Below are 20,070 nucleotides of genomic sequence, written 5' to 3'. Positions count from 1 at the left end.
CCGACCTCTTTAGTGTTGTGCGTCTTTAAGCTTCGCAATGCACCCGGCAAAGTTTGGCAACCATTTTTCGTGCGCCAGAATCAGTTCACGCGCCAGCCCTTCTGCGTCGTGATCCGAATGCACCAGCGGACTCAGATTCAGCGCTAACAGAACATCGTTAAACTCACCGCTCAGCGCCGCGTTACTGGCAGCGACTTCAAAGCCTTTGATGGTATAGATCAATCCCAACACTTTCTCGTCAAAATGGGTGATACGCGGCGTCGGCGTTGCCCCATCGCGACCCAACGTACAGGTCATCTCGACCGCCCAGTCGGCCGGAATGTTATCGACGTGGCCGTGATGCGGAATGTTGACGTAATGCTCGGTTTGCTTGTCATTGAAAATCGCATTAATGACTTCACAGGCGGCGTCAGAGTAGTACGCGCCCCCGCGCTGCTCCAGCTCCTTCGGCTTGATGTTCAGCTCCGGGTTCTTATACAGATCGAACAGCTGTTTCTCGACCTTCTGTACCACCTGGGCCCGCGCGCCGCCCTTGTAGTATTCACCCATCTCAATCGCCAGCATCTCTTTTTGCTTGAAGTAGTACAGCAGATACGAGCATGGCAGCAGATTCAGAGAACGAATGAGCCCTTCGCTAAACGGCAGATCGAAAATGTTTTTCACCGTGGACGCTTTAAGCTGGCCCGAGGCCACGCCGTCCAACAGCTCAGCAAAGCGTGACTGCCCATTAACGATCACATCTTTGATGAACACCATGTGGTTGAGGCCAAACAGGTCGATCGACAGGTCGTCACTCTCTTTCAGCGCCAGCACATCGTGGATGAACATCTTCATCCCGACCGGAATGTTGCACACGCCAATAAAGCGTTTGAAGTTCGTATGACGATAGACCGCTTCGGTCACCATGCCAGCCGGGTTAGTAAAGTTGATCACCCAGGCATTCGGACACAGTTCTTCCACATCTTTAATAATGTCGAAAATCACCGGGATCGTGCGCAGTCCTTTAAACAGCCCACCGGCACCGTTGGTTTCCTGACCCAGGTAGCCATGGCTCAGCGGAATACGCTCATCCAGTTCACGCGCTTTCAACTGTCCTACGCGCAGCTGCGTGGTCACGAAATCGGCATCTTTCAGCGCTTCACGGCGATCCAGGGTTTTAAACACCTTCATCGGCACGCCTGCTTTTTCGATCATCCGCTGGCAAAGCTGGTAAATAATATCCAGTTTCTCTTCGCCGCCTTCGACGTCAACCAGCCACAATTCGGAAACCGGCAGCTCATGGTAGCGTTTAATAAATCCTTCCAGCAATTCTGGGGTATAGCTGCTGCCGCCACCAATGGTGACGACTTTTAATTTCTGGCTCATCGTTTCTCCCTTCAGTGCTTAACACTGGCGTGAATGAGGCTCTGCCCTTCTGTCAGATATGACACAGACGTCCCGCGTCAATAATGGGCAAGCGTAAACCTGGTTGTTGAGTAAAATAATTACTGATTATATTGCGTGAGTTTTTTTCTGTAGCTATTAGGCGTAAATGACGTCATTTTTTTAAACGTCTTAATAAACAGACTTGGACTACTGTATCCCGCTTCATACGCAATATCTGTTACGGAGTAGTTAGTCATCTCCAGCTGTTTCTTGGCAAAGTTGATGCGAATTTCATTAATTAATTGCATCGGCGTTTTGCTGTAATAACGCTGGGTCGCTCGCGTCAGGTATTCCTGGGACTTTGCGGACAGAAAAACCATATTTTCCAGAGCATTTTCGCCAAACTGCGCTTTATTGTGCATGGTTTCCACGGTGGCTTTCAGCCACTGCGGAATATCATCAAGAACCTGTTCTTCACGATAATGGCGCAGGCGGTTGATAATGTAGAAGGTGACCACTTCGACAAACTCTTCCAGCCCGGTATCACGAAAGTTGAGCGAGGCGATAACCGTCTCGACGTAGGTTAAAAATGCGCTGTTGGTGCGATAGACCTGCGATGCCACGAAACAGAACGGCATGAGCGGGCTGTAGTGCTGTTCAAAAAAACGTTTACTGATGCCAACGTTAAGAATACGCGTCGAGCCGAACTCGTAGAAGCTCTGATGGTGCGAACCGAGCGGAACAAACACAAAGTCACCCCGTTCCAGCAGCACACGTTTACCGTTGATCTCCTGGTAATAGCGACCCGTGAGCACCAGCGTAAACTCATAGTAATCGTGCTGATGCAGACCGCAGGCGCTCTCCGTCTTGTTGTAGATAAAGACATGGAAATTTTTACCGTTAAACAACTGTTGTTCACGGGCAATGGTGATTTCCGGTGCGGTAGCCTGGTGTTGCATCATCAACTCCTTACTATTTCAACTTCTCGTGAAGCTCAATCAACTCTGTCACCAGCTCGCGTGCCAGCATTGACGTCATCAGGTGATCCTGTGCGTGAACCAGAACCAGACTGACTTTCATTTTACCTTCGCCCTGATCGCCTTCAATCAGTTTCGTCTGCACCAGATGCGCTTCGTTTAGCGCCATGCGCGACTGCTCCATCATCGTTTTCGCGGCGTCGAAGTCGCCCTGCTTCGCCTGTTTTAAGGCCGCGTAGGCCAAGCTGCGCGCCTGTCCGGAGTTGATGATAAGCCCCATCACCACTTCTTCGAGCTCTTCGGCTTCGGTCTGGGTATCAGTAATATTCTCGAGATCCATCATAAATCATTCCTCTTTGACGGCCCGGCATGCGTCGCCACATGCCGGGTTAAACTTAAAATTTCAGTGCGTTAGCGATATCTTCTTCGCTCTCTTCCTTGTCGATTGCGTTTTGCGCTTTGTTCGCAACCACCACGAACGGCAGGTAAATCAGCGTCGCAATCCCTAAGTTGAACAAGGCGACCAGCAGAGCCGCAACGCTCCCGTTGGTGTTAAAGAACGCCCCCAGCCCGGTTGGCATGGTCCACGGCGCAATGTTAGTAATGGGTGGGATAATACCCAGGTAATACGCTATCAGCGTAATCGCAGCCAGAATCGGCTGTACCAGAATGAACGGGATGAACATTACCGGGTTCATGATGATCGGCAGACCAAACAGAATCGGTTCGTTAATCTGGAAGATACCTGATGGCAGAGCCAGTTTCGCCACCTGACGATAATCCGCACGGCGAGAGGCGATAAAGATGGCAAGGATCAGACCCAGCGTGGCACCGCTGCCGCCGAGGAAGATAAAGGAGTCGAGCATCGGCTTCGCCCAGACGTGGAACGTCTTACCGGCGGCCAGCGCGGCATCCACTGAACCGTACTGCTGATAGATAGCGATGTTTTCCAGCGCCCATGGCGTCATGATACCGCTGTCGAGCGCCGTCAGCGCCAGGGAACCGTGGATACCGAAGAACCACAGCAGCGGAACAAAGAGCACGTACGCCCAACCAACCACACTGCCCAGCGAAGCCAGCGGTGTAGAGATGGTGTCCATAATGATCTGGTGGAAGTTAGTTCCCCACGTCGTCAGCGCCCAGGCGATGATCCCCATAATGGAAAGGATAATAAAGCCCGGAATCAATGCGGAGAATGAACGGGAGACGGATGCCGGTACGCTATCGGGTAATTTAATGACCCAGTTGCGATGGACAATAAAGGTAAACATTTCCGCGACCACCAGACCGATAATAATACCGGAAATGATATTCGCACCGCCCAACCAGTTCGCCCCAACCGCATAGGCTTCGCCCACGCTGTAAGGCGTGACGGTCATAAAGGCCGCAACCGATAACAGGCCGGCCGCCAGGGCGTCGACTTTGCGCTCTTCCGCCAGCGCCATACCGATAAAGAATGGCGCCATCAGAGACATAATACCCAGCGTACCGTTATAGACGTTTCCGCCGATGCCTTTCAGACTATTGAGGTTTTCAATGGTTGACGCATCCAGCCGAATACCGAGGGAATAAAAAAACGACCCCTCCCCAAAGCTCAGGAAAACGTTATTGATTAATACAAACATAGCCCCCGCGAGGGTTAATGGCATTAAACGAATAAAACCGTTTTTGATTGCATTAACGTGTGGCTGCTTTCCTATTTTGACAGCAAAAGGAAGGAGTACCTTTTCAAGTGAAGCAATGACGTTACTCATAGAAAAATACCCTTAAAGACCGCAATTAATTATTGCGGTATATGTAAATGAAATAACTCTTTGACGGGAAAATTTAAAATATTAATTTGCAGCGGCTTTTTTAATTGCTGCAACCGCAGCCTTAAGCACGCCTAAACCATCGACTTTGCCATACAGCAGCGAGTCAATCACTTCTACAGGTTTGTTCGGTAACAAACGCTGAATTTCGGGCAACATATAACCAATTTGTGGACCTAATAATACAACGTCGGCATTCGGTCCTTTTTCTCCGGCAAGGGTCTCCGGGTATGCTTCAATAATAACCGGGACGTCATACTTTTCCGCCTGCGCACGCATCTTTGACACTAACAAAGAGGTAGACATACCCGCAGAGCAAAACAGATAAATGTGTTTCTTTTCCATTCAGACCTTCCTCATGTGCGATTATCTGTCAACCAGACACGCCGCAAGTCTCAACCTGCATCTATGCTCTGGACAACCTGCGTAACCGAAAACTTATTTCTGTGTCTGAAATGAGTATACGGCATCGCACCTGCTGATGGTATTTCCTTGACCAACTAAATTGTCTCTCATTGACCTGGCGTTATGACCCCCTTCACACTTCGGGTAAATAATTCGCATCAATAAATAAGATCATCTTCGTTACAAAAAAACCGGCCAGTGGCCGGTTCGTTGAGCTGTACAGGCAATAGACAGTTATTGTGACTTCGCTGCCTGTGGGTCGGTATCATACTCAGCGCAGCTCTGGTAGCCTGAGTTGATAACATGACCGGTATCATCCAGCGCCACGAAATAGGTTTCTGCTTTACCATCACGTTGACCCAGGATGTAGGTCTGGCAGGTACCGCGAGCGTGGATCATGCTCACCTCAGACGACGGTTTCCCGGCAATCTGTGCAACCTGCGCACGGCTCATGCCTTTTTTCACATCTTTGACCACAGGCTGGACAAATTGGTCTTTGGTACGGTCATACGCCGTACACCCTGCCAGCATCGTTAATACTGCTGCTGCACTGAAAATTCCTGCAATAGTCCTGTTCATTTTCCGTCCTCTTGTTTATCAGCGTGTTATATAAGCCTGGAATACATTTTGACATTTTTCAAGCGAACACTTAGCACGCGAATATTTTGCCAGATTCCGTTCAGACGGCAGGATGTCGTTTTAAGCGCCACTCAGCCTGCGTTCTCTTGTCGTTTGCACAGCAAAGGGTTAGCTTTATCACAGTCTGATTTTATTCTTTATACATTGGGGAGGGGGTAAATGACTCTGCAACACGAGATCATCAAAGCGCTTGGCGCAAAACCGCACATTAATCCAGAAGAGGAAATTCGCCGCAGCGTGGATTTTCTGAAGGCATATCTGCAACGTTATCCCTTCCTGAAAAGTCTGGTGCTGGGCATCAGTGGAGGACAAGACTCGACGCTGGCAGGCAAACTTTGCCAGACCGCCATTAGCGAATTGCGTGCTGAGACCGGTAACGACGCGCTGCAGTTTATCGCCGTTCGCCTGCCTTATGGCGTTCAGGCTGATGAGCAGGATTGTCAGGACGCCATCGACTTTATCCAGCCGGACCGCGTGCTGACCGTCAATATCAAAGGAGCGGTACTGGCGAGCGAACAGGCCCTGCGTGAAGCCGGCATTGAACTAAGCGATTTCGTTCGTGGCAATGAAAAAGCCCGGGAACGTATGAAAGCACAGTACAGTATCGCGGGCATGACCAGCGGCGTGGTAGTGGGTACCGATCATGCGGCGGAAGCCATCACCGGTTTCTTCACCAAATACGGTGACGGTGGTACGGATGTTAACCCGCTGTTTCGCCTCAACAAGCGCCAGGGAAAACAGCTGCTGGCGGCATTAGGTTGCCCGGAACACCTTTATAAGAAAGCGCCTACCGCCGATCTCGAAGACGATCGCCCTTCTCTGCCGGATGAAGCCGCGCTGGGCGTAACCTATGAGAACATTGATGACTATCTGGAAGGAAAAACGGTGGATGCCGCCATCGCGAAAATCATTGAAGGCTGGTATCTGAAGACAGAGCATAAACGCCGTCCGCCGATTACCGTGTTTGATGACTTCTGGAAACAGTAAGAATGGACTGGCCGGATGGCGTTGCCATCCGGCTCCCGCGCCACAGTGGCCCACGCCATCTCTTTTTTAATCATACTGACGCTGCTATACTGGATGAATAACCAGCATCCGGAGTTAACCGTGGTACGGCGTCAATCAGTTCCTCGTCTTGAGCCTGAAACAGCAGTTTACGAATATCCTGAACATCTGCGTCCTTTCCTGGATTCGCTCCCGGCCGTGCCCGGTGTTTATCTTTTTCACAGCGAAAGCGACACCCTGCCGCTTTACATTGGTAAAAGTGTCAATATCCGCAGTCGGGTGCTGTCGCATTTACGCACGCCGGAGGAAGCCGCCATGCTGCGCCAGTCCCGGCGTATCTCCTGGATCGGTACCGCCGGTGAAATTGGCGCGCTATTACTCGAGGCTCGGCTGATTAAAGAGCAACAGCCGCTCTTTAATAAACGTCTGCGCCGCAACCGCCAGCTCTGCGCGCTAACGCTCAGGGATGGAAAAGTGGACGTCGTCTATTCGCGCGACGTTGATTTCTCCCACGCTCCGGATCTGTTCGGTCTTTTTGCTAACCGCCGCGCCGCGCTTGCCGCCTTACAGTCACTCGCTGACGAACAAAAATTGTGTTACGGGCGGCTGGGGCTTGAACCCCTGAGCCGTGGCCGTGCCTGCTTTCGCTCTGCGCTAAAACGCTGCGCTGGCGTCTGCTGTAATAAAGAGCATCCACAGGAGCACGATGCCCGTTTACAGGCATCGCTGGAAAAACTGCGCGTTATCTGCTGGCCGTGGAAAAACGCCATTGCGCTCAAAGAGAGTCGTGCGCAAATGACGCAGTACCACGTCATTAACAACTGGCTGTGGCTGGGGGCGGTTGATACGCTGGAGGATGCGGCAACCCTGATACAAACGCCAGCCGGTTTTGATCATGACGGTTACAAAATTCTCTGTAAGCCGCTCGTTTCCGGAGCCTGTGAAATTATTGAACTGAATCCGGGGAATGTCCCTGCAGCCAGGTGATCTCACTGAATAACAGTTTCCCCTCGGTTTTCAACAGCCGTAGCGTATGTTTGCCATCGTGCCAGCAGGCGCCCTGATCGGCAGTCAGCAGTTTATCGCCCAGTTGCCAGGCACCGCTGATGACAAACACCACGCCGCCGCGCGAGCCAAAGGTGGTAAAGGTACGATCGGCCACCCGCACTTTCGCCTGGCAGGAGTCACGCCGGGTCATGATATTAAAATCCATCGACATCTGCCCTTCCGTCAGTCTGGCCTTCACCACGCGCTCCCCGGCAAAGGTAAACGGCTGATGCTGCTTAAGGGTATGGCTGAACGCCCCCTGACTTTCCAGCGTCACTTCGCTGCCTTCCAGCAGGGTGATCACCCGTTCGATACCGGGAAAGAGCGAAAATTCGCCATTACCGGCGATAGAAGCAATGCTGGCACGCCAGTGAAAATCGCGGGTCGCCGGTGGAAAACAGCAAATTTCACGCGTTTCACCGGCACCGTTGCGCCAGAGATTGACCGGCATCTTGCGGATATCAAAGTATTCCATCATCGCTCCTGATAAACATCATGCGGCATAATAAAGCACAACGTCGTTATCGGCAGCCATGATGATTTTCCTTAGGGCCTGAAAAAGAAAAAACCGCCGATCCTGCCCATCGCCTCAGTGGAGAGGATGGACAAGACCGGCGGTCTTCGAATAGGTCTGCTCAGCGATTACTCAGCAGGTACAGGCATTTTACCGTCACGCGCCGGACGTTCTGTCAGACGCTTCTCAAAATTGGCATTAAACTGTTTTTTCTGTTCCGGGGTCAGAATGTTGTAGATCTTATTCTGCGTTTCCATGTGTGCCAGCATGCTAGCTTTGCGCTGTTCTTCCATCTTCGTAATCTGCGCTTCGGCTTTCGCTTTATCGAAGGTATCGCTGGCAATGATGTCGTGCATTGCGCGGCGTTCTTCAACCGGCGGACGCTTCATCTGGTCACGCTGATCCTTCATGATGTCGCGGATCTGTTGTTTCTGAGCATCGGTCAGATTCAGGTCTTTAAACATCATGTCATGATGTGGGCCGAATTTGCCTTTATGCTGCATCATCGGTTTGGCGTCTGCCGGTGCCGCGGTGGTGGTATCCGCCGCATGAGCCAGGTTTGCAGCGCCCAGCGCCAGCCCAGAGGCAACAAACAGTGCAGTTAATTTACGCATAATCTTTATCCTTCCTTTCAGTTATTTTACGGCTTTCTTGTCACCTCCGAAGAAGTACAGCGCCGTGTTGACGAGATTAACTTTACCGACTTAATCGTCAATTAGTCAGAGCATCGGTAAAACAATGAAAGTGTAAAAAACATTTTTTCGCCAATTGTGGAGAAAAAAAGAAATTATTGCGAAGAGTTGAAAGGAAAAATGACAACAGCATGATTTTGCAGGGAATATGAAGAACTATACCTGAGCGCTGATGATAAATAAAGCCGTTCTCCAGGAATAATCCGGATTAATTTCCTGGCGCACGATAAATTAAAACCCACAGGCCTTCGCCTGCGGGAAATAAGTCAGCGCAATTTCTCCAGCATCAGGCCCGCACGTAATCCCGGCGCCACGCCAGGGTTGGGAAAAAGAACGTATTCCACGTCATGGGTGACGACAAAACGCTCGTCGCCCTCTTCCGCCAGCAGCGTGCCGGCGGTAAAGGGCGTGAAGTTGAGCGTCTGGCTGTCCATGTGCAGCACAAACGCGTCGCTGCGCCGGGTGATCTGCGACGCCACCCGATAGCGGACTGGCGGCGTGCCATCAGCCTGGTCAATCTGCCCCGACAGTAAACAGGTCAGCGCGGCAGACGTCGGAGCAAACTGGCGGAGATCGTTGTGACCGAATGGCAAGGCTTTGCCAAGCTCCAGCGTACAGGCGAGCGCGCCGAAGTGTTGAGCACTAAAGTGAGTAAACGTGCCTCCCGGCGTTTGATGAAACACCAGCGCTTCCAGTCCCGCGGCACCCAGCCAGCCAAGAAACGTCTCATCCCAGGGGATGGGACGCTGTGGCAACACGCCGAAGCGCAAATGGTACGAACCCCGAATGGCGGTATGTAGATCGAGATGCCAGCGCACCGACTCCGTGCCCGCCGCATAAAAATCTTCCAGACAGTGTTCCAGTTGACGTGCACGCTGCGTCTCGCCGCTTTCGCTAAACTGTTGCCAGCGCCCGCCAAACATCCGGTTCATATCGCTGTGGCAATAGCGCTTCCCGGCAGCCAGCGCCTGCGGGTTGCCGAGGATCACCAACAGCCGCCAGCGTAGCGTTATCTCCCCTTTTGACAGCGCCAGCAGCAGCGCATTGAGCATCTCTACCGGCGCGGTTTCGTTGCCATGAATACCGGCGGAGATCACCAGCGCGCGGTCGGTCACCGTGACGGGGGTGAGTTCGAGAATACCGGCGTCTACCCAGCGCCAGCGAAAGCCCGCCCCTTCACCTTCACGGACCTTCGGCATCGTCCCCGCCAGCGTGGCGGCAAGGAAATCATCCATGCCCGTCTCCCGATTGCTGGAACGGATAGACAGAGCCAAGCTGCAACAGTTGAGTCAGTGAATCCAACGCTTCGCGCCCTTCCCGCAGCAGTTGCGGGTCGGCGAGATCCGCGGCGGTCAGGCGGTCGCGATAGTAGCGATCCACCCAATCGTTGAGCGAAGTAAACAGAGCGTCATTCATCATTACCGCCGGATTGACCGCCTGGCTTTCTTCTACGGTCAACACCACTCGCAGCCGCAGGCAGGCAGGCCCACCGCCGTTTGACATGCTCTCGCGCAGGTCAAACACCCGCATGTCGCGGATCGGATTCTCGGCTTCCAGCAGGTTCGTCAGATAGCGCCACACGCCCGCATGTTCGCGACACTCCTGTGGCAGGACCAGCATCATCGAACCGTCATCGCGGCTCAACAGTTGACTGTTAAACAGATACGTCGCGACCGCATCGGGCACCGACACGTCAGCCGCTGGCACCACAACAGGAGTAAAACCGGGCACCCGGGCGCGCAGTTGATTCATGACCTCATTCTGTCTCGCAAAGGACTGTTCATGACAGAACAGCACTTCCCGGTTCGAGACCGCAATCACATCGTTGTGAAACACACCAAGGTCAATGACCTCCGGGTGCTGCTGAGCAAAAATACATTGCTGTGGATTCACCTGATTCAGGCGAGCTACCGCCTCGCTGGCTTCACGGGTTTGACGTGCAGGATAGCGGGAAGGTCGCGTATTGCCGCCCTCTTCGCGCCCGTAGACAAAAAGCTGCGTCCCCGGCTCGCCATACTCACCGCCGAGGCGATTATGGTTAGCCGCCCCTTCATCACCGAGCATCGCTACCTGCGGCAGCGCGGAATGCACGGCGAAATAACGTTCATCGCGGAAGATCGCCCGCAGCAACGCCTCCGTGGTGGGCGCTTCGAGTGAACGGTGGAATTTATTATTGAGGTTCGCAACCGTCAGGTGCACTTTACCATCCAGCGTATCCGCCGACGGCGCCACCGTCGCGGCATTTGCCACCCACATCGGCGACGCGGAGCTGACGCTGGAGAGCCAGTGCGGCGCCTGACGCGCCACTTTCTCAATCACCTGTTCATCGCTACCACTAAACCCCAACTGGCGTAATGCAGGAATAAACGGCCGCTCGTGCGGCGGGATCACCGCCTGCGGATATCCCGCATCCGCCAGCGCCTTCATTTTAAGCAGCCCCTGCTTCGCCGCCAGACGGGGGTTTGAAACCTGATGACGATGCCGGGTGGACGCCTCGTTGCCGAACGACAGCCCGGCATAATGGTGTGTCAACCCTACCAGCCCATCGAAATTGACCTCACGTGCTTTCATACGGGCTCCTCACGCGAAAAATCGAGGCCGGGACTCAGCGTGGCTGGCAGCGTCAGCGCCGGGGATTCCAGACTGGCCATCGGCCAGGCGCAATAATCGGCGGCATACCACGCGCTGGCGCGATGGTTTCCGGAAGCGCCCACGCCGCCAAATGGCGCGGTACTGGCGGCACCGGTGAGCGGCTTGTTCCAGTTGACGATCCCCGCGCGCGCTTCCAACAATAACTGGTCGAACTGCGCGCGATCGGGCGAAACCAGTCCACAGGACAGACCAAAGCGGGTGTTATTGGCCATGGCGATCGCCTCGTCGAAGCGCTCATAGCGCCAGACGCCAAGCAGCGGACCGAAGACCTCTTCATCGGGCAGATTCGCCACGCCCGTCAATTCAATAATGCCGGGTGATAGCAGCGAGGTACCGGCCTGTAACAAGCGCGGAGCCAGCAGGGTCTGTCCGCCGAGTGATGCAAGCTGTTGCCAGGCGTCAAACACATGACGCGCCGCCTGTTCGGAGATCAAACCGCCGATAAACGGTTGCGGCTCATCGTCCCAGCGGCCTGGCTGGATACGCTGGCTGACGTCCACCAGCCGGGCGAGAAACGCGTCCCCCTGCGCGCCTTTTTTCACCAGCAGGCGACGTGCGCAGGTACAGCGCTGCCCCGCCGTCACAAACGCGGACTGAATAGTCAGGTGCACCGCCGCATCGATATCCGCCGGATCCTCAATAATCAGCGGATTGTTGCCGCCCATTTCGAGGGCAAGGATTTTTTCCGGTTGTCCGGCAAGCTGGCGATGCAGCTGATAGCCCGTATTCGCACTGCCGGTAAACAGCAGTCCGTCGAGGGCGTCCAGCGCACTCAGCGCCTGTCCCGTTTCCCGACCACCCTGTAACAGATTCAGCACGCCATGCGGCAGACCGGCCTGTTCCCAGAGTCGAATCACCGCTTCTCCGGTCCACGGCGTCAGTTCGCTGGGCTTAAAGAGTAAAGTGTTGCCCGCCAGCAGTGCCGGCACAATGTGCCCGTTCGGCAGATGTCCCGGAAAGTTATAGGGGCCAAATACCGCCAGCACGCCATGCGGACGGTGACGAAGCGTCGCCGCGCCGTCAGGCAACTCACTTTGCTGCTCGCCGGTGCGGGCGTGATAGGCATTGATGGAAATTGCGATTTTGTTGATCATCGCCGTCACTTCCGTCGCCGCTTCCCAGCGTGGCTTGCCGGTTTCACGGGCGATAATGGCGGTCAGATCCGCTTTATTACTCTCCAGCAACCCGGCGAATTTTTCCACAATCGCCTGCCGTTCGCTGAAGGGACGTCTGGCCCAGGCCGGAAACGCGTTGCGGGCAGCGCGAGCGGCCTGCATCACCTGCGCGGCATCGGCATCGTGGCCTTCCCAGAGCACGTTGCCCTGCACAGGATCCTTTTTCACCCGACGTTCACCCTGACCGGTCACCCAGTCACCGTTAATCCATAAAGTCATACCGTTTTCTCCTCTGCGCAGAGACGGACAAAACGAACCCGATCGCCTGCGTGACATTTCAGGGCATCCAGCTGTGCGGCGGTCAGTACCAAGCGCTGTGTATTCGGATCGGCGCGCACCAGCATGACGCGGAAGTGGTGGTAGTTTTCATTCGCCACCAGGCAGGCCGGGAAATCACCGGTTGCGGGCTGCCCTTCGACGACCTCTATCAGCCGACTTTTGCGGATCGCCCGTACCCGGTCGATATCACACTCCAGCGTCGGCCCGCCGTCGAAAATGTCGATGTAATTGCGATAGCGGAACCCTTCTTTCTCCAGCACCGCGCGCGCCGGGGCCGTCTGCGGGTGCACTTCGCCAATGACTGCCTGCGCCTCGTCAGAGAGGAAGTGGGTATAAATCGGATGCTTTGGCATCAGTTCGGCGATAAACGCTTTCTGCCCGGTGCCGCAGAGAAAGTCAGCTCGCGTAAACTCCATCGAGAAAAAGCGTTTCCCCAGGCTTTGCCAGAACGGGGAATAGCCGTGCTCGTCGATCACGCCGCGCATTTCCGCGACCACTTTTTCATTAAAGCGGTCGCGAAACGCGGCCATAAACATGAAGCGCGATTTCGACAGCAAATAACCGTTGCCCTCTTTACGCCAGTCGGGATCGAGGAACAGCGTGCACAACTCACTGCTGCCGGTGTGATCGTTACTGAGAAACAGCGTCGGCAGCGCGTTATAGACGTTCAGCTCTTTTGAAGCATGCACCAGCGTCCCTACGCGATAGTTGTACCAGGGGTCGTTAAGCCCCACAGCGACTTCAATCGCGCAAATCCCCGCCACGGTGCCGGTTTCCAGATCCTCCAGCACAAAAACATAGCCTTGTTCACTTTTCGGCAATTCGCCCCGCCAGGTTTTCAGGGAGCGATCAATACGCGCCGCCAGCGTGGCTTCATTGGCCGGCAGCGAGGTCAGCCCGCCGCCGGTTTTACTGGCCAGTTGCATCAGCGCGCTAATATCGGCGTGCTCAATGGGGCGGATCACCATCATGATGAACCTCCGGCTTTAATCTGTTCGCAGGCCAGCGCAAAACGGTCGAGACCGCTGGCGACCTCTTCCTGCGTGACGTTCAACGCCGGTGCAAAACGCACCACGTTGCCCCCGGCAATCAGCACCATTACGCCCGCTTTCGCCGCTTCCTGGGAAATCTGTTTGGCTTTACCGGCGAACGAATCGTTCAGCACGCAGCCAATCAACAGTCCCAGGCCACGAATTTCACTGAACAGCCCGGTGTGCAGGTTAATGGCGTTCAGACGCTCCACAAACCAGTCATGGCGCTGTTTCACCCCGTTCAGCATCGCAGGCGTATTGATGATATCGAGTAATTTCCCGGCGACGGCGGTCGCCAGCGGATTACCGCCATAGGTTGTGCCGTGAGTCCCGACGGTCATCACGCTGGCGCATTTTTCACTGGCCAACAGCGCGCCAATCGGGAACCCGCCGCCCAGCGCTTTGGCGGTAGTCAGCAAATCCGGCGTCACGCCATAGTGCATGTAGGCGTACAGTTCACCGGTGCGACCCACGCCGGTCTGCACTTCATCAAAAATCAGCAACGCATTATGTCGATCGCACAACTCGCGCAGCCCTTGCAGGAAGGCCTGGGTTGCAGGCACAACACCACCTTCCCCTTGCATCGGTTCGACGATGACGGCGCAGGTGGTATCGTCAATCAGCGTGCTGGCAGAGTTAATGTCGTTGTAGACGGCGTGGCGGATATCCGGCGGCAGCGGCGCGAAATCTTGCGAATAGGCCGGTTGTCCTCCGGCGCTGACCGTGAACAACGTACGACCGTGAAAGGCGTTCTTGAACGCGACAATGCCGCTCTTATTGCTGCCGTGGTGGTCGTGCGCATATTTGCGCGCCAGTTTCAGCGCCGCCTCGTTGGCCTCAGCCCCGGAGTTGCAGAAGAAGATGCGATCGGCAAAGGTGGCGTCGATGAGCTTTTTCGCCAGTCGTAGCGCCGGCTCGTTGGTATAGCCATTGCCGGTATGCCAGAATTTGCTCGCCTGCACATTCAGCGCTTCACGCAGTTCCGGATGCGCGTGTCCCAGCGCGTTGACCGCTATACCTCCCGCGAAGTCGATATACTCTTTACCCTGCTGATCCCACAAGCGTGAACCTTCGCCACGTACCGGAATAAAAGGCGCCGGTGCATAAACGGGCATCATCCATTCATCAAAATTTTCACGCGTAATTGACTGAGACATAGCGACCTCATCGGTAAATAAATAGTTATTTATATGTTAATAAATAGTAGTGTTTGCGCTGTAAATGTAGATTGCAGTCTTCGTGCCAGCCAGCGAAAAAAATGCATAAACGGCTGACTACAACGGAAAATCAATGAGTTATAACCCAGCGATATTCACTATATGTGCATAGAAAGTGAATATGTTTGCGTGAAAGAGGAGTAAATAGAGGAAAAACCGCAATATTATGCACAGGCCAAATATAATTCTGGAAATGTGATCATCTACGAAATTTACAGGAAATTACTGCGCCATTCTGACGCAATCCGCCCTAAAACAGGGCAGACATTGCCCCATTGTTAACACCATTCGCACCCATTGTCGGAATCTCACCATTATGGGCAGTCAGTCTGCGGAAATTCTGCTACCATCCATGCACTATTCATCCAGCAAAATGGCAGCGACTATGAAATTTGTCTCTTTTAATATCAACGGCCTGCGCGCCAGACCTCATCAACTGGCAGCCATCGTCGAAAAACACCAACCCGATGTCATTGGCCTGCAGGAGACAAAAGTTCACGACGACATGTTCCCGCTCGAAGATGTCGCAAAACTCGGCTACAACGTTTTCTACCACGGGCAGAAAGGTCACTATGGCGTGGCGCTGCTGACCAAAGAGACGCCCATCGCCGTGCGCCGGGGTTTTCCCGATGATGGCGAAGAGGCTCAGCGCCGCATCATCATGGCGGAAATCCCTTCTCCGCTGGGCAATCTGACGGTGATCAACGGCTACTTCCCGCAGGGTGAAAGCCGCGACCATCCGATTAAATTCCCGGCCAAAGCGCAGTTTTATCAGAACTTACAAAACTATCTCGACAACCAACTGAAGTGCGACAACCCGGTGCTGATCATGGGGGATATGAATATCAGTCCGTCCGATCGGGATATCGGCATTGGCGAAGAGAACCGCAAGCGCTGGCTGCGGACAGGTAAATGTTCGTTCCTGCCGGAAGAGCGTGAGTGGATGGACCGCCTGCTGGGCTGGGGCCTGGTTGACACCTTCCGCCACGCGCACCCGGAAACCACCGACAAATTCTCGTGGTTTGATTACCGTTCGAAGGGATTTGATGATAACCGCGGTCTGCGTATCGATCTGCTGCTGGCAAGCCAGCCGCTGGCGGAGCGTTGTGTGGAAACCGGTATCGACTATGAAATTCGCAGCATGGAAAAACCGTCTGACCATGCGCCGATATGGGCAAAATTTAAGGTCTGATGCACAACCGTGAACGCCAGAAAATTGGGGGTAACGGGCGTACTGATCCTCTGTCTCGTCGGGGTGCTCTGGGCGTTGCCCCCCGGCCTGCTCACGCTGGAGACGCTTAAGCACAATCATTCACTGCTGGCGGACTGGCAGCGCCAGTCCCCTTTCCTCAGTGCAAGCCTCTATTTTCTGCTCTATACCGCCGTCGCGGCGCTGTCGATTCCTGGCGCGGCGCTGCTGACGCTGCTCGGCGGTGCGCTGTTTGGCCTCTGGCAAGGCACGCTGCTGGTCTCTTTTGCCTCAACGCTGGGCGCCACGTTCGCCATGCTCACCAGTCGTTACCTGCTGCGTGACTGGGTGTCACGGCGGTTTTCCCGGCATATGGCCACGGTGAATCACGGAATGGCACGGGACGGCGCCTTTTATCTCTTTGCGCTACGCCTGATGCCATTGTTTCCATTCGTTGTCGTCAACCTGCTTGCAGGTCTCACCGCCGTTGGCGTGCGCCGTTACTGGTGGGTCAGCCAGTTGGGGATGTTGCCTGCCACCGTGGTTTATCTGAATGCCGGACGCCAGTTAAGCCAGTTAACATCAATACGTGACATTATTTCTCCCGCGATGCTGGCCGCTTTTGCCCTGTTGGGGTTATTACCGCTGGCCTCCCGTTGGCTGGTCACACGTTTTTTTCAGGAGTAATTATGCGCTGGGGATTACTACTTGCGAGCCTGTTGCTGACCGCTCAGGGACACGCCGAACAACGCTGGCAGCAGATCCAGAATGAGGCCCGAGGCCAGACCGTCTGGTTCAACGCCTGGGGCGGAGACACCGCCGTTAACCAGTATCTTGACTGGGTCAGTGGCGAGATGAAAACCCACTATGCAGTCACTCTTAAAATCGTGCGTCTCGCCGATGCCGCTGATGCCGTGAAGCGCATCCAGACGGAAGCCGCCGCCGGACGGAACACCGGCGGTTCTGTCGACCTGCTGTGGGTCAACGGCGAAAACTTCCGCACCCTGAAAGAGGCAGGATTGTTGCAAACCCAGTGGGCGGAAACGCTGCCCAACTGGCGCTATGTTGATACGCAAAAGCCGGTACGTGAAGATTTCTCGATTCCCACTGACGGGGCTGAGTCACCGTGGGGTGGCGCGCAGTTGACGTTTATCGCGGATCGCGACGTAACGCCACAGCCCCCGCAGAGTCCGCAGGCGCTGTTAGCATTTGCCCGGGCGCATCCAGGCACCGTCAGTTACCCGCGACCGCCGGACTTTACCGGCACGGCATTTCTGGAACAGTTATTAATCTCGCTGACTGACAATCCACATGCGCTCACCGTCGCGCCGGACGCCACCACCTTTGCCGGTGTGACCGCGCCGCTGTGGCGCTATCTCGATGCTTTGCATCCGAGTCTGTGGCGAGAAGGGAAGGATTTCCCGCCGTCTCCGGCGCGGATGGACGCATTGCTCAAGAGCGGGACATTGCGCCTGTCATTGACCTTCAACCCGGCGCACGCTCAGCAAAAGGTCACCAGCGGTGAATTGCCAAAACACAGCTACAGCTTTGGGTTTAGCGAAGGGATGATTGGCAACGTGCACTTTGTCGCAATTCCGGCCAATGCCCGCGCCAGCGCCGGAGCGAAACTGGTTGCCAACTTCCTGCTCTCTCCTGACGCACAGCTGCGTAAGGCCGATCCGACAGTCTGGGGCGATCCATCGGTGCTGGATGCGAAAAAACTCCCCGCAGCACAACAGGCTGCGCTGGCAGCACGCATTCCGGACGGGCTGCCCGCCGTCCTGCCTGAGCCTCATGCGGCCTGGGTTAACGCACTGGAGCAAGAATGGCTGCGCCGCTACGGCTCGCGCTAATGCTTCTCGCCTGGCTGGGCATGGCCGCGATTTATGCGCCAATACTGCCTGCCAGCGTGTTGCTGATCGCGCCCGCGCTGTCACTGGCGAACTGGCAGGCACTTTTTGCCGATCCGCAGTTACCGCAGGCATTGCTGGCGACCGTGGTTTCGGTATTCATCGCCGCCGCTGGCGCGCTGTTTATTGCGTTAACGATTGTAGTGACGCTCTGGCCCGGCATACGCTGGCGACGGTTGAGTACCCGCCTGCCATGGTTGCTGGCCATTCCCCATGTCGCGTTTGCCAGCGCCGCGCTGCTGCTTTTCGCTGAAGGCGGACTGCTCTGGCGCGCCCTGCCGTTTCTCTCTCCTGCGATTGATCGCTACGGCATCGGGCTGGGCGCGACGCTGGCGGTGAAAGAGAGCGCTTTCGTGCTGTGGATTTTATCCATTTTACTGAGTGAGAAACGGCTCGCTCAGCAGGTCATCGTCCTGGATTCACTGGGCTACAACCGCCGGCAGACGCTCTGCTGGTTGATCTTACCCACTATCGCCCCCGCACTGGGAGCCGTGATGCTGGCCGTGGTGGCATGGACCATTTCGGCGGTGGATGTTGCCATTATCCTCGGCCCCGGCAATCCGCCAACGCTGGCGGTCCTCTCGTGGCAATGGCTTAGTCAGGGAGACAGCGAACAGCAGATCAAAGGCGCGCTGGCAAGCCTGCTCTTGCTGGCGCTGCTCGCCCTCTTTGCGCTCGCGGGTTATCTGCTCTGGCGCGGCTGGCGACGCACGCTCCCTGACGTCAGTGGCGTACGTCAACGCCGCGTTTCGCCCGTAACGGGAAAAACGCTGTCATTGTCGCTGCCCACCGCGGGCGTGCTCTGTACGATATTACTGGCCTTTCTTGCGCAGCAATCGGCGCTCAATCTCGACGCATTAACCCACAGCGTAGCGATCGGACTGGCCGCCAGCGCGCTGGGGCTGGTCATTTTGCTGCTATGGCTGGAATGGGGACCGCAGCGCGGACACCGGTGGGTCTGGCTGCCAATCCTTCTTCCGGCGCTGCCGCTGGTGATGGGCCAATATGCGCTGGCATTACACCTTGAACTGGACGGTCAGCTTGCTACGCTCATCTGGGGACATCTGCTGTGGGTGGTGCCGTGGATGTTGTTTGTCCTGAAACCGGCCTGGCAGCGCATCGACCCGCGTCTGCTACTGATTGCCCGGACGCTGGGCTGGTCACCGTTGAAAATCTTTTGCACCATAAAATGTCCGCAGATTTTGCGTCCGGTACTGGTGACGCTGGCGGTCGGTTTCTCCGTCAGCATCGCGCAGTATATGCCGACCCTGTGGCTGGGCGCAGGCCGTTTCCCGACGCTGACGACGGAAGCGGTCGCCCTCAGCAGTGGCGGCAGTACCGGTATCCTGGCCGCGCAGGCGCTCTGGCAGTTGCTGTTACCGCTAGTCGTGTTCACACTAATGGCCGGGCTCTCATCATGGGTCGGCCACTGCCGACAAGGATTGCGCTAATGCTCACCGTTCGCCATCTTTCCCTGTTTCTTCACCAGACCCCGCTATTTGGCCCGTTAACCTTCGAGGTGGCAAAAGGTGACATTGTCACATTAATGGGTCCCTCCGGCTGCGGTAAGTCTTCATTGCTCTCCTGGATGGTGGGCGCGCTGACGCCGCCGCTGCATGCTGACGGTGAACTGTGGCTGGACGAACAGCGTCTGGATAGGCTCCCCACCGCCCGTCGGCAGATCGGTATTTTATTTCAGGATGCCCTGCTATTTGATCACTTTACGGTGGGACAAAACCTGCTGTTAGCGCTTCCAGCCAGTTTGAAAGGCGTGGCTCGGCAGGATGCGGTTCAGCACGCGCTTGAACGCGCGGGCATGGCGGGATTGTCTTCTCGCGATCCCGCCACGCTATCCGGCGGTCAGCGCGCACGGGTTGCATTGCTTCGCGCCCTGCTGGCGCAGCCCAAAGCGTTGCTGCTGGATGAACCGTTCAGCCGTCTTGATGCTGACCGTCGGGCAGACTTTCGTCAGTGGGTCTTTGACGAAGTGCGTCGGCTGGACATTCCCGTTGTTCAGGTCACCCATGACGCGCAGGATGTTCCGCCGGGCGGTCACGTGTTGTCGTTATCGTCCGCGTCGTGAAACTGCTGACATACTGCGTTAACGCAAAGTTTTTCACCTTCAGCGAGCACAGAATGGCGCCTTCTTATCTCAACGTCGG

20 protein-coding genes are annotated in these 20,070 nt (G+C 55.4%); 7 read left to right on the top strand and 13 right to left on the bottom strand.

The genetic code is table 11. From position 1 onward, the window contains the following. Window positions 1–9 precede the first annotated feature (9 nt). From AL479_RS19820 to osmE, 6 genes are all read right to left on the bottom strand, one after another. Window positions 10–1,365: a 6-phospho-beta-glucosidase gene (locus AL479_RS19820; protein ID WP_061077318.1), complete on the bottom strand. Its 1,356-nt coding sequence runs from the start codon at window positions 1,363–1,365 to the stop codon at window positions 10–12. 119 nt (window positions 1,366–1,484) lie between these two features. Beyond that, on the bottom strand, window positions 1,485–2,327 hold the full coding sequence (chbR, locus tag AL479_RS19815) for a transcriptional regulator ChbR (RefSeq protein WP_081093688.1): 843 nt from the start codon (window positions 2,325–2,327) through the stop codon (window positions 1,485–1,487). 10 nt (window positions 2,328–2,337) lie between these two features. Next, window positions 2,338–2,685 (bottom strand): PTS N,N'-diacetylchitobiose transporter subunit IIA, encoded by a 348-nt coding sequence (gene chbA, locus AL479_RS19810; protein ID WP_061077316.1) that lies wholly within the window; start codon window positions 2,683–2,685, stop codon window positions 2,338–2,340. Window positions 2,686–2,737: 52 nt separating this feature from the next. Next, window positions 2,738–4,096, bottom strand: coding sequence for a PTS N,N'-diacetylchitobiose transporter subunit IIC (chbC, locus tag AL479_RS19805; RefSeq protein ID WP_044265468.1), 1,359 nt, complete (start codon window positions 4,094–4,096; stop codon window positions 2,738–2,740). Between the two features lie 81 nt (window positions 4,097–4,177). Continuing rightward, the gene (chbB, locus tag AL479_RS19800) at window positions 4,178–4,498 is read right to left on the bottom strand and encodes a PTS N,N'-diacetylchitobiose transporter subunit IIB (RefSeq protein WP_061077315.1); all 321 of its coding nucleotides are present in this window, start codon (window positions 4,496–4,498) and stop codon (window positions 4,178–4,180) included. A 294-nt stretch (window positions 4,499–4,792) separates the two neighbouring features. Beyond that, window positions 4,793–5,137 (bottom strand): osmotically-inducible lipoprotein OsmE, encoded by a 345-nt coding sequence (gene osmE, locus AL479_RS19795; RefSeq protein ID WP_043000893.1) that lies wholly within the window; start codon window positions 5,135–5,137, stop codon window positions 4,793–4,795. 219 nt (window positions 5,138–5,356) lie between these two features. On the opposite strand from osmE, the gene nadE reads away from it, so the two are divergent. Next, a complete protein-coding gene (gene nadE / locus AL479_RS19790) occupies window positions 5,357–6,184 on the top strand; it encodes an ammonia-dependent NAD(+) synthetase (protein ID WP_061077314.1) in 828 nt (275 codons plus the stop codon). Window positions 6,185–6,304: 120 nt separating this feature from the next. After that, complete coding sequence (gene cho / locus AL479_RS19785; RefSeq protein ID WP_061078025.1) at window positions 6,305–7,189, top strand: excinuclease Cho; 885 nt, start codon at window positions 6,305–6,307, stop codon at window positions 7,187–7,189. Here cho and ves read toward each other — a convergent pair. The 7 genes from ves to astC all read right to left on the bottom strand — a co-directional run bounded on the left by ves (window position 7,149) and on the right by astC (window position 14,749). After that, the gene (ves, locus tag AL479_RS19780) at window positions 7,149–7,724 is read right to left on the bottom strand and encodes an environmental stress-induced protein Ves (RefSeq protein ID WP_061077313.1); all 576 of its coding nucleotides are present in this window, start codon (window positions 7,722–7,724) and stop codon (window positions 7,149–7,151) included. The genes cho and ves overlap by 41 nt on opposite strands. Window positions 7,725–7,891: 167 nt before the next feature. Further along, window positions 7,892–8,377, bottom strand: a complete 486-nt coding sequence (gene spy / locus AL479_RS19775; RefSeq protein WP_061077312.1) for an ATP-independent periplasmic protein-refolding chaperone Spy — start codon at window positions 8,375–8,377, stop codon at window positions 7,892–7,894. 344 nt (window positions 8,378–8,721) lie between these two features. Then, on the bottom strand, window positions 8,722–9,690 hold the full coding sequence (gene astE / locus AL479_RS19770; RefSeq protein ID WP_061077311.1) for a succinylglutamate desuccinylase: 969 nt from the start codon (window positions 9,688–9,690) through the stop codon (window positions 8,722–8,724). Beyond that, window positions 9,683–11,026, bottom strand: coding sequence for an N-succinylarginine dihydrolase (gene astB, locus AL479_RS19765; RefSeq protein WP_061077310.1), 1,344 nt, complete (start codon window positions 11,024–11,026; stop codon window positions 9,683–9,685). Before astB ends, astE begins: the two co-directional genes overlap by 8 nt. Beyond that, window positions 11,023–12,501 (bottom strand): succinylglutamate-semialdehyde dehydrogenase, encoded by a 1,479-nt coding sequence (astD, locus tag AL479_RS19760; protein ID WP_061077309.1) that lies wholly within the window; start codon window positions 12,499–12,501, stop codon window positions 11,023–11,025. Before astD ends, astB begins: the two co-directional genes overlap by 4 nt. Then, window positions 12,498–13,532 (bottom strand): arginine N-succinyltransferase, encoded by a 1,035-nt coding sequence (gene astA / locus AL479_RS19755; RefSeq protein ID WP_061077308.1) that lies wholly within the window; start codon window positions 13,530–13,532, stop codon window positions 12,498–12,500. The genes astD and astA overlap by 4 nt, the downstream gene beginning before the upstream one ends. Further along, window positions 13,529–14,749 carry an aspartate aminotransferase family protein gene (gene astC / locus AL479_RS19750; RefSeq protein WP_061077307.1) on the bottom strand — a complete coding sequence of 407 codons (1,221 nt, stop codon included), beginning with the start codon at window positions 14,747–14,749 and terminating at the stop codon, window positions 13,529–13,531. The genes astA and astC overlap by 4 nt, the downstream gene beginning before the upstream one ends. 445 nt (window positions 14,750–15,194) lie before the next feature. On the opposite strand from astC, the gene xthA reads away from it, so the two are divergent. The 5 genes from xthA to AL479_RS19725 are packed head-to-tail and all read left to right on the top strand — an operon-like array spanning window position 15,195 to window position 19,991. Next, a complete protein-coding gene (gene xthA / locus AL479_RS19745; RefSeq protein ID WP_061077306.1) occupies window positions 15,195–16,001 on the top strand; it encodes an exodeoxyribonuclease III in 807 nt (268 codons plus the stop codon). 9 nt (window positions 16,002–16,010) lie between these two features. Further along, the gene (locus tag AL479_RS19740; RefSeq protein ID WP_061077305.1) at window positions 16,011–16,685 is read left to right on the top strand and encodes a TVP38/TMEM64 family protein; all 675 of its coding nucleotides are present in this window, start codon (window positions 16,011–16,013) and stop codon (window positions 16,683–16,685) included. A 2-nt stretch (window positions 16,686–16,687) separates the two neighbouring features. Further along, on the top strand, window positions 16,688–17,851 hold the full coding sequence (locus tag AL479_RS19735) for an ABC transporter substrate-binding protein (RefSeq protein ID WP_061077304.1): 1,164 nt from the start codon (window positions 16,688–16,690) through the stop codon (window positions 17,849–17,851). Then, the gene (locus tag AL479_RS19730; protein ID WP_061077303.1) at window positions 17,824–19,359 is read left to right on the top strand and encodes an ABC transporter permease subunit; all 1,536 of its coding nucleotides are present in this window, start codon (window positions 17,824–17,826) and stop codon (window positions 19,357–19,359) included. The genes AL479_RS19735 and AL479_RS19730 overlap by 28 nt, the downstream gene beginning before the upstream one ends. Beyond that, window positions 19,359–19,991 (top strand): ATP-binding cassette domain-containing protein, encoded by a 633-nt coding sequence (locus tag AL479_RS19725; RefSeq protein ID WP_061077302.1) that lies wholly within the window; start codon window positions 19,359–19,361, stop codon window positions 19,989–19,991. Before AL479_RS19730 ends, AL479_RS19725 begins: the two co-directional genes overlap by 1 nt. Window positions 19,992–20,070: the final 79 nt, after the last annotated feature.

This window comes from Citrobacter amalonaticus (genome assembly GCF_001559075.2).
GTDB classification, from domain to species: Bacteria; Pseudomonadota; Gammaproteobacteria; order Enterobacterales; family Enterobacteriaceae; genus Citrobacter_A; species Citrobacter_A amalonaticus_F.
The sequence above is the reverse complement of the archived record's forward strand: the minus strand, read 5'-3'. Positions and strand labels throughout refer to the sequence as shown.

Coding starts and splice junctions, on each gene's coding strand:
- AL479_RS19820 (WP_061077318.1), bottom strand. CDS start 1,365: ATGAGCCAGAAATTAAAAGTCGTCACCATTGGTGGCGGCAGCAGCTAT.
- chbR (WP_081093688.1), bottom strand. CDS start 2,327: ATGATGCAACACCAGGCTACCGCACCGGAAATCACCATTGCCCGTGAA.
- chbA (WP_061077316.1), bottom strand. CDS start 2,685: ATGATGGATCTCGAGAATATTACTGATACCCAGACCGAAGCCGAAGAG.
- chbC (WP_044265468.1), bottom strand. CDS start 4,096: ATGAGTAACGTCATTGCTTCACTTGAAAAGGTACTCCTTCCTTTTGCT.
- chbB (WP_061077315.1), bottom strand. CDS start 4,498: ATGGAAAAGAAACACATTTATCTGTTTTGCTCTGCGGGTATGTCTACC.
- osmE (WP_043000893.1), bottom strand. CDS start 5,137: ATGAACAGGACTATTGCAGGAATTTTCAGTGCAGCAGCAGTATTAACG.
- nadE (WP_061077314.1), top strand. CDS start 5,357: ATGACTCTGCAACACGAGATCATCAAAGCGCTTGGCGCAAAACCGCAC.
- ves (WP_061077313.1), bottom strand. CDS start 7,724: ATGGAATACTTTGATATCCGCAAGATGCCGGTCAATCTCTGGCGCAAC.
- spy (WP_061077312.1), bottom strand. CDS start 8,377: ATGCGTAAATTAACTGCACTGTTTGTTGCCTCTGGGCTGGCGCTGGGC.
- astE (WP_061077311.1), bottom strand. CDS start 9,690: ATGGATGATTTCCTTGCCGCCACGCTGGCGGGGACGATGCCGAAGGTC.
- astB (WP_061077310.1), bottom strand. CDS start 11,026: ATGAAAGCACGTGAGGTCAATTTCGATGGGCTGGTAGGGTTGACACAC.
- astD (WP_061077309.1), bottom strand. CDS start 12,501: ATGACTTTATGGATTAACGGTGACTGGGTGACCGGTCAGGGTGAACGT.
- astA (WP_061077308.1), bottom strand. CDS start 13,532: ATGATGGTGATCCGCCCCATTGAGCACGCCGATATTAGCGCGCTGATG.
- astC (WP_061077307.1), bottom strand. CDS start 14,749: ATGTCTCAGTCAATTACGCGTGAAAATTTTGATGAATGGATGATGCCC.
- xthA (WP_061077306.1), top strand. CDS start 15,195: ATGAAATTTGTCTCTTTTAATATCAACGGCCTGCGCGCCAGACCTCAT.
- AL479_RS19735 (WP_061077304.1), top strand. CDS start 16,688: ATGCGCTGGGGATTACTACTTGCGAGCCTGTTGCTGACCGCTCAGGGA.
- AL479_RS19730 (WP_061077303.1), top strand. CDS start 17,824: ATGGCTGCGCCGCTACGGCTCGCGCTAATGCTTCTCGCCTGGCTGGGC.
- AL479_RS19725 (WP_061077302.1), top strand. CDS start 19,359: ATGCTCACCGTTCGCCATCTTTCCCTGTTTCTTCACCAGACCCCGCTA.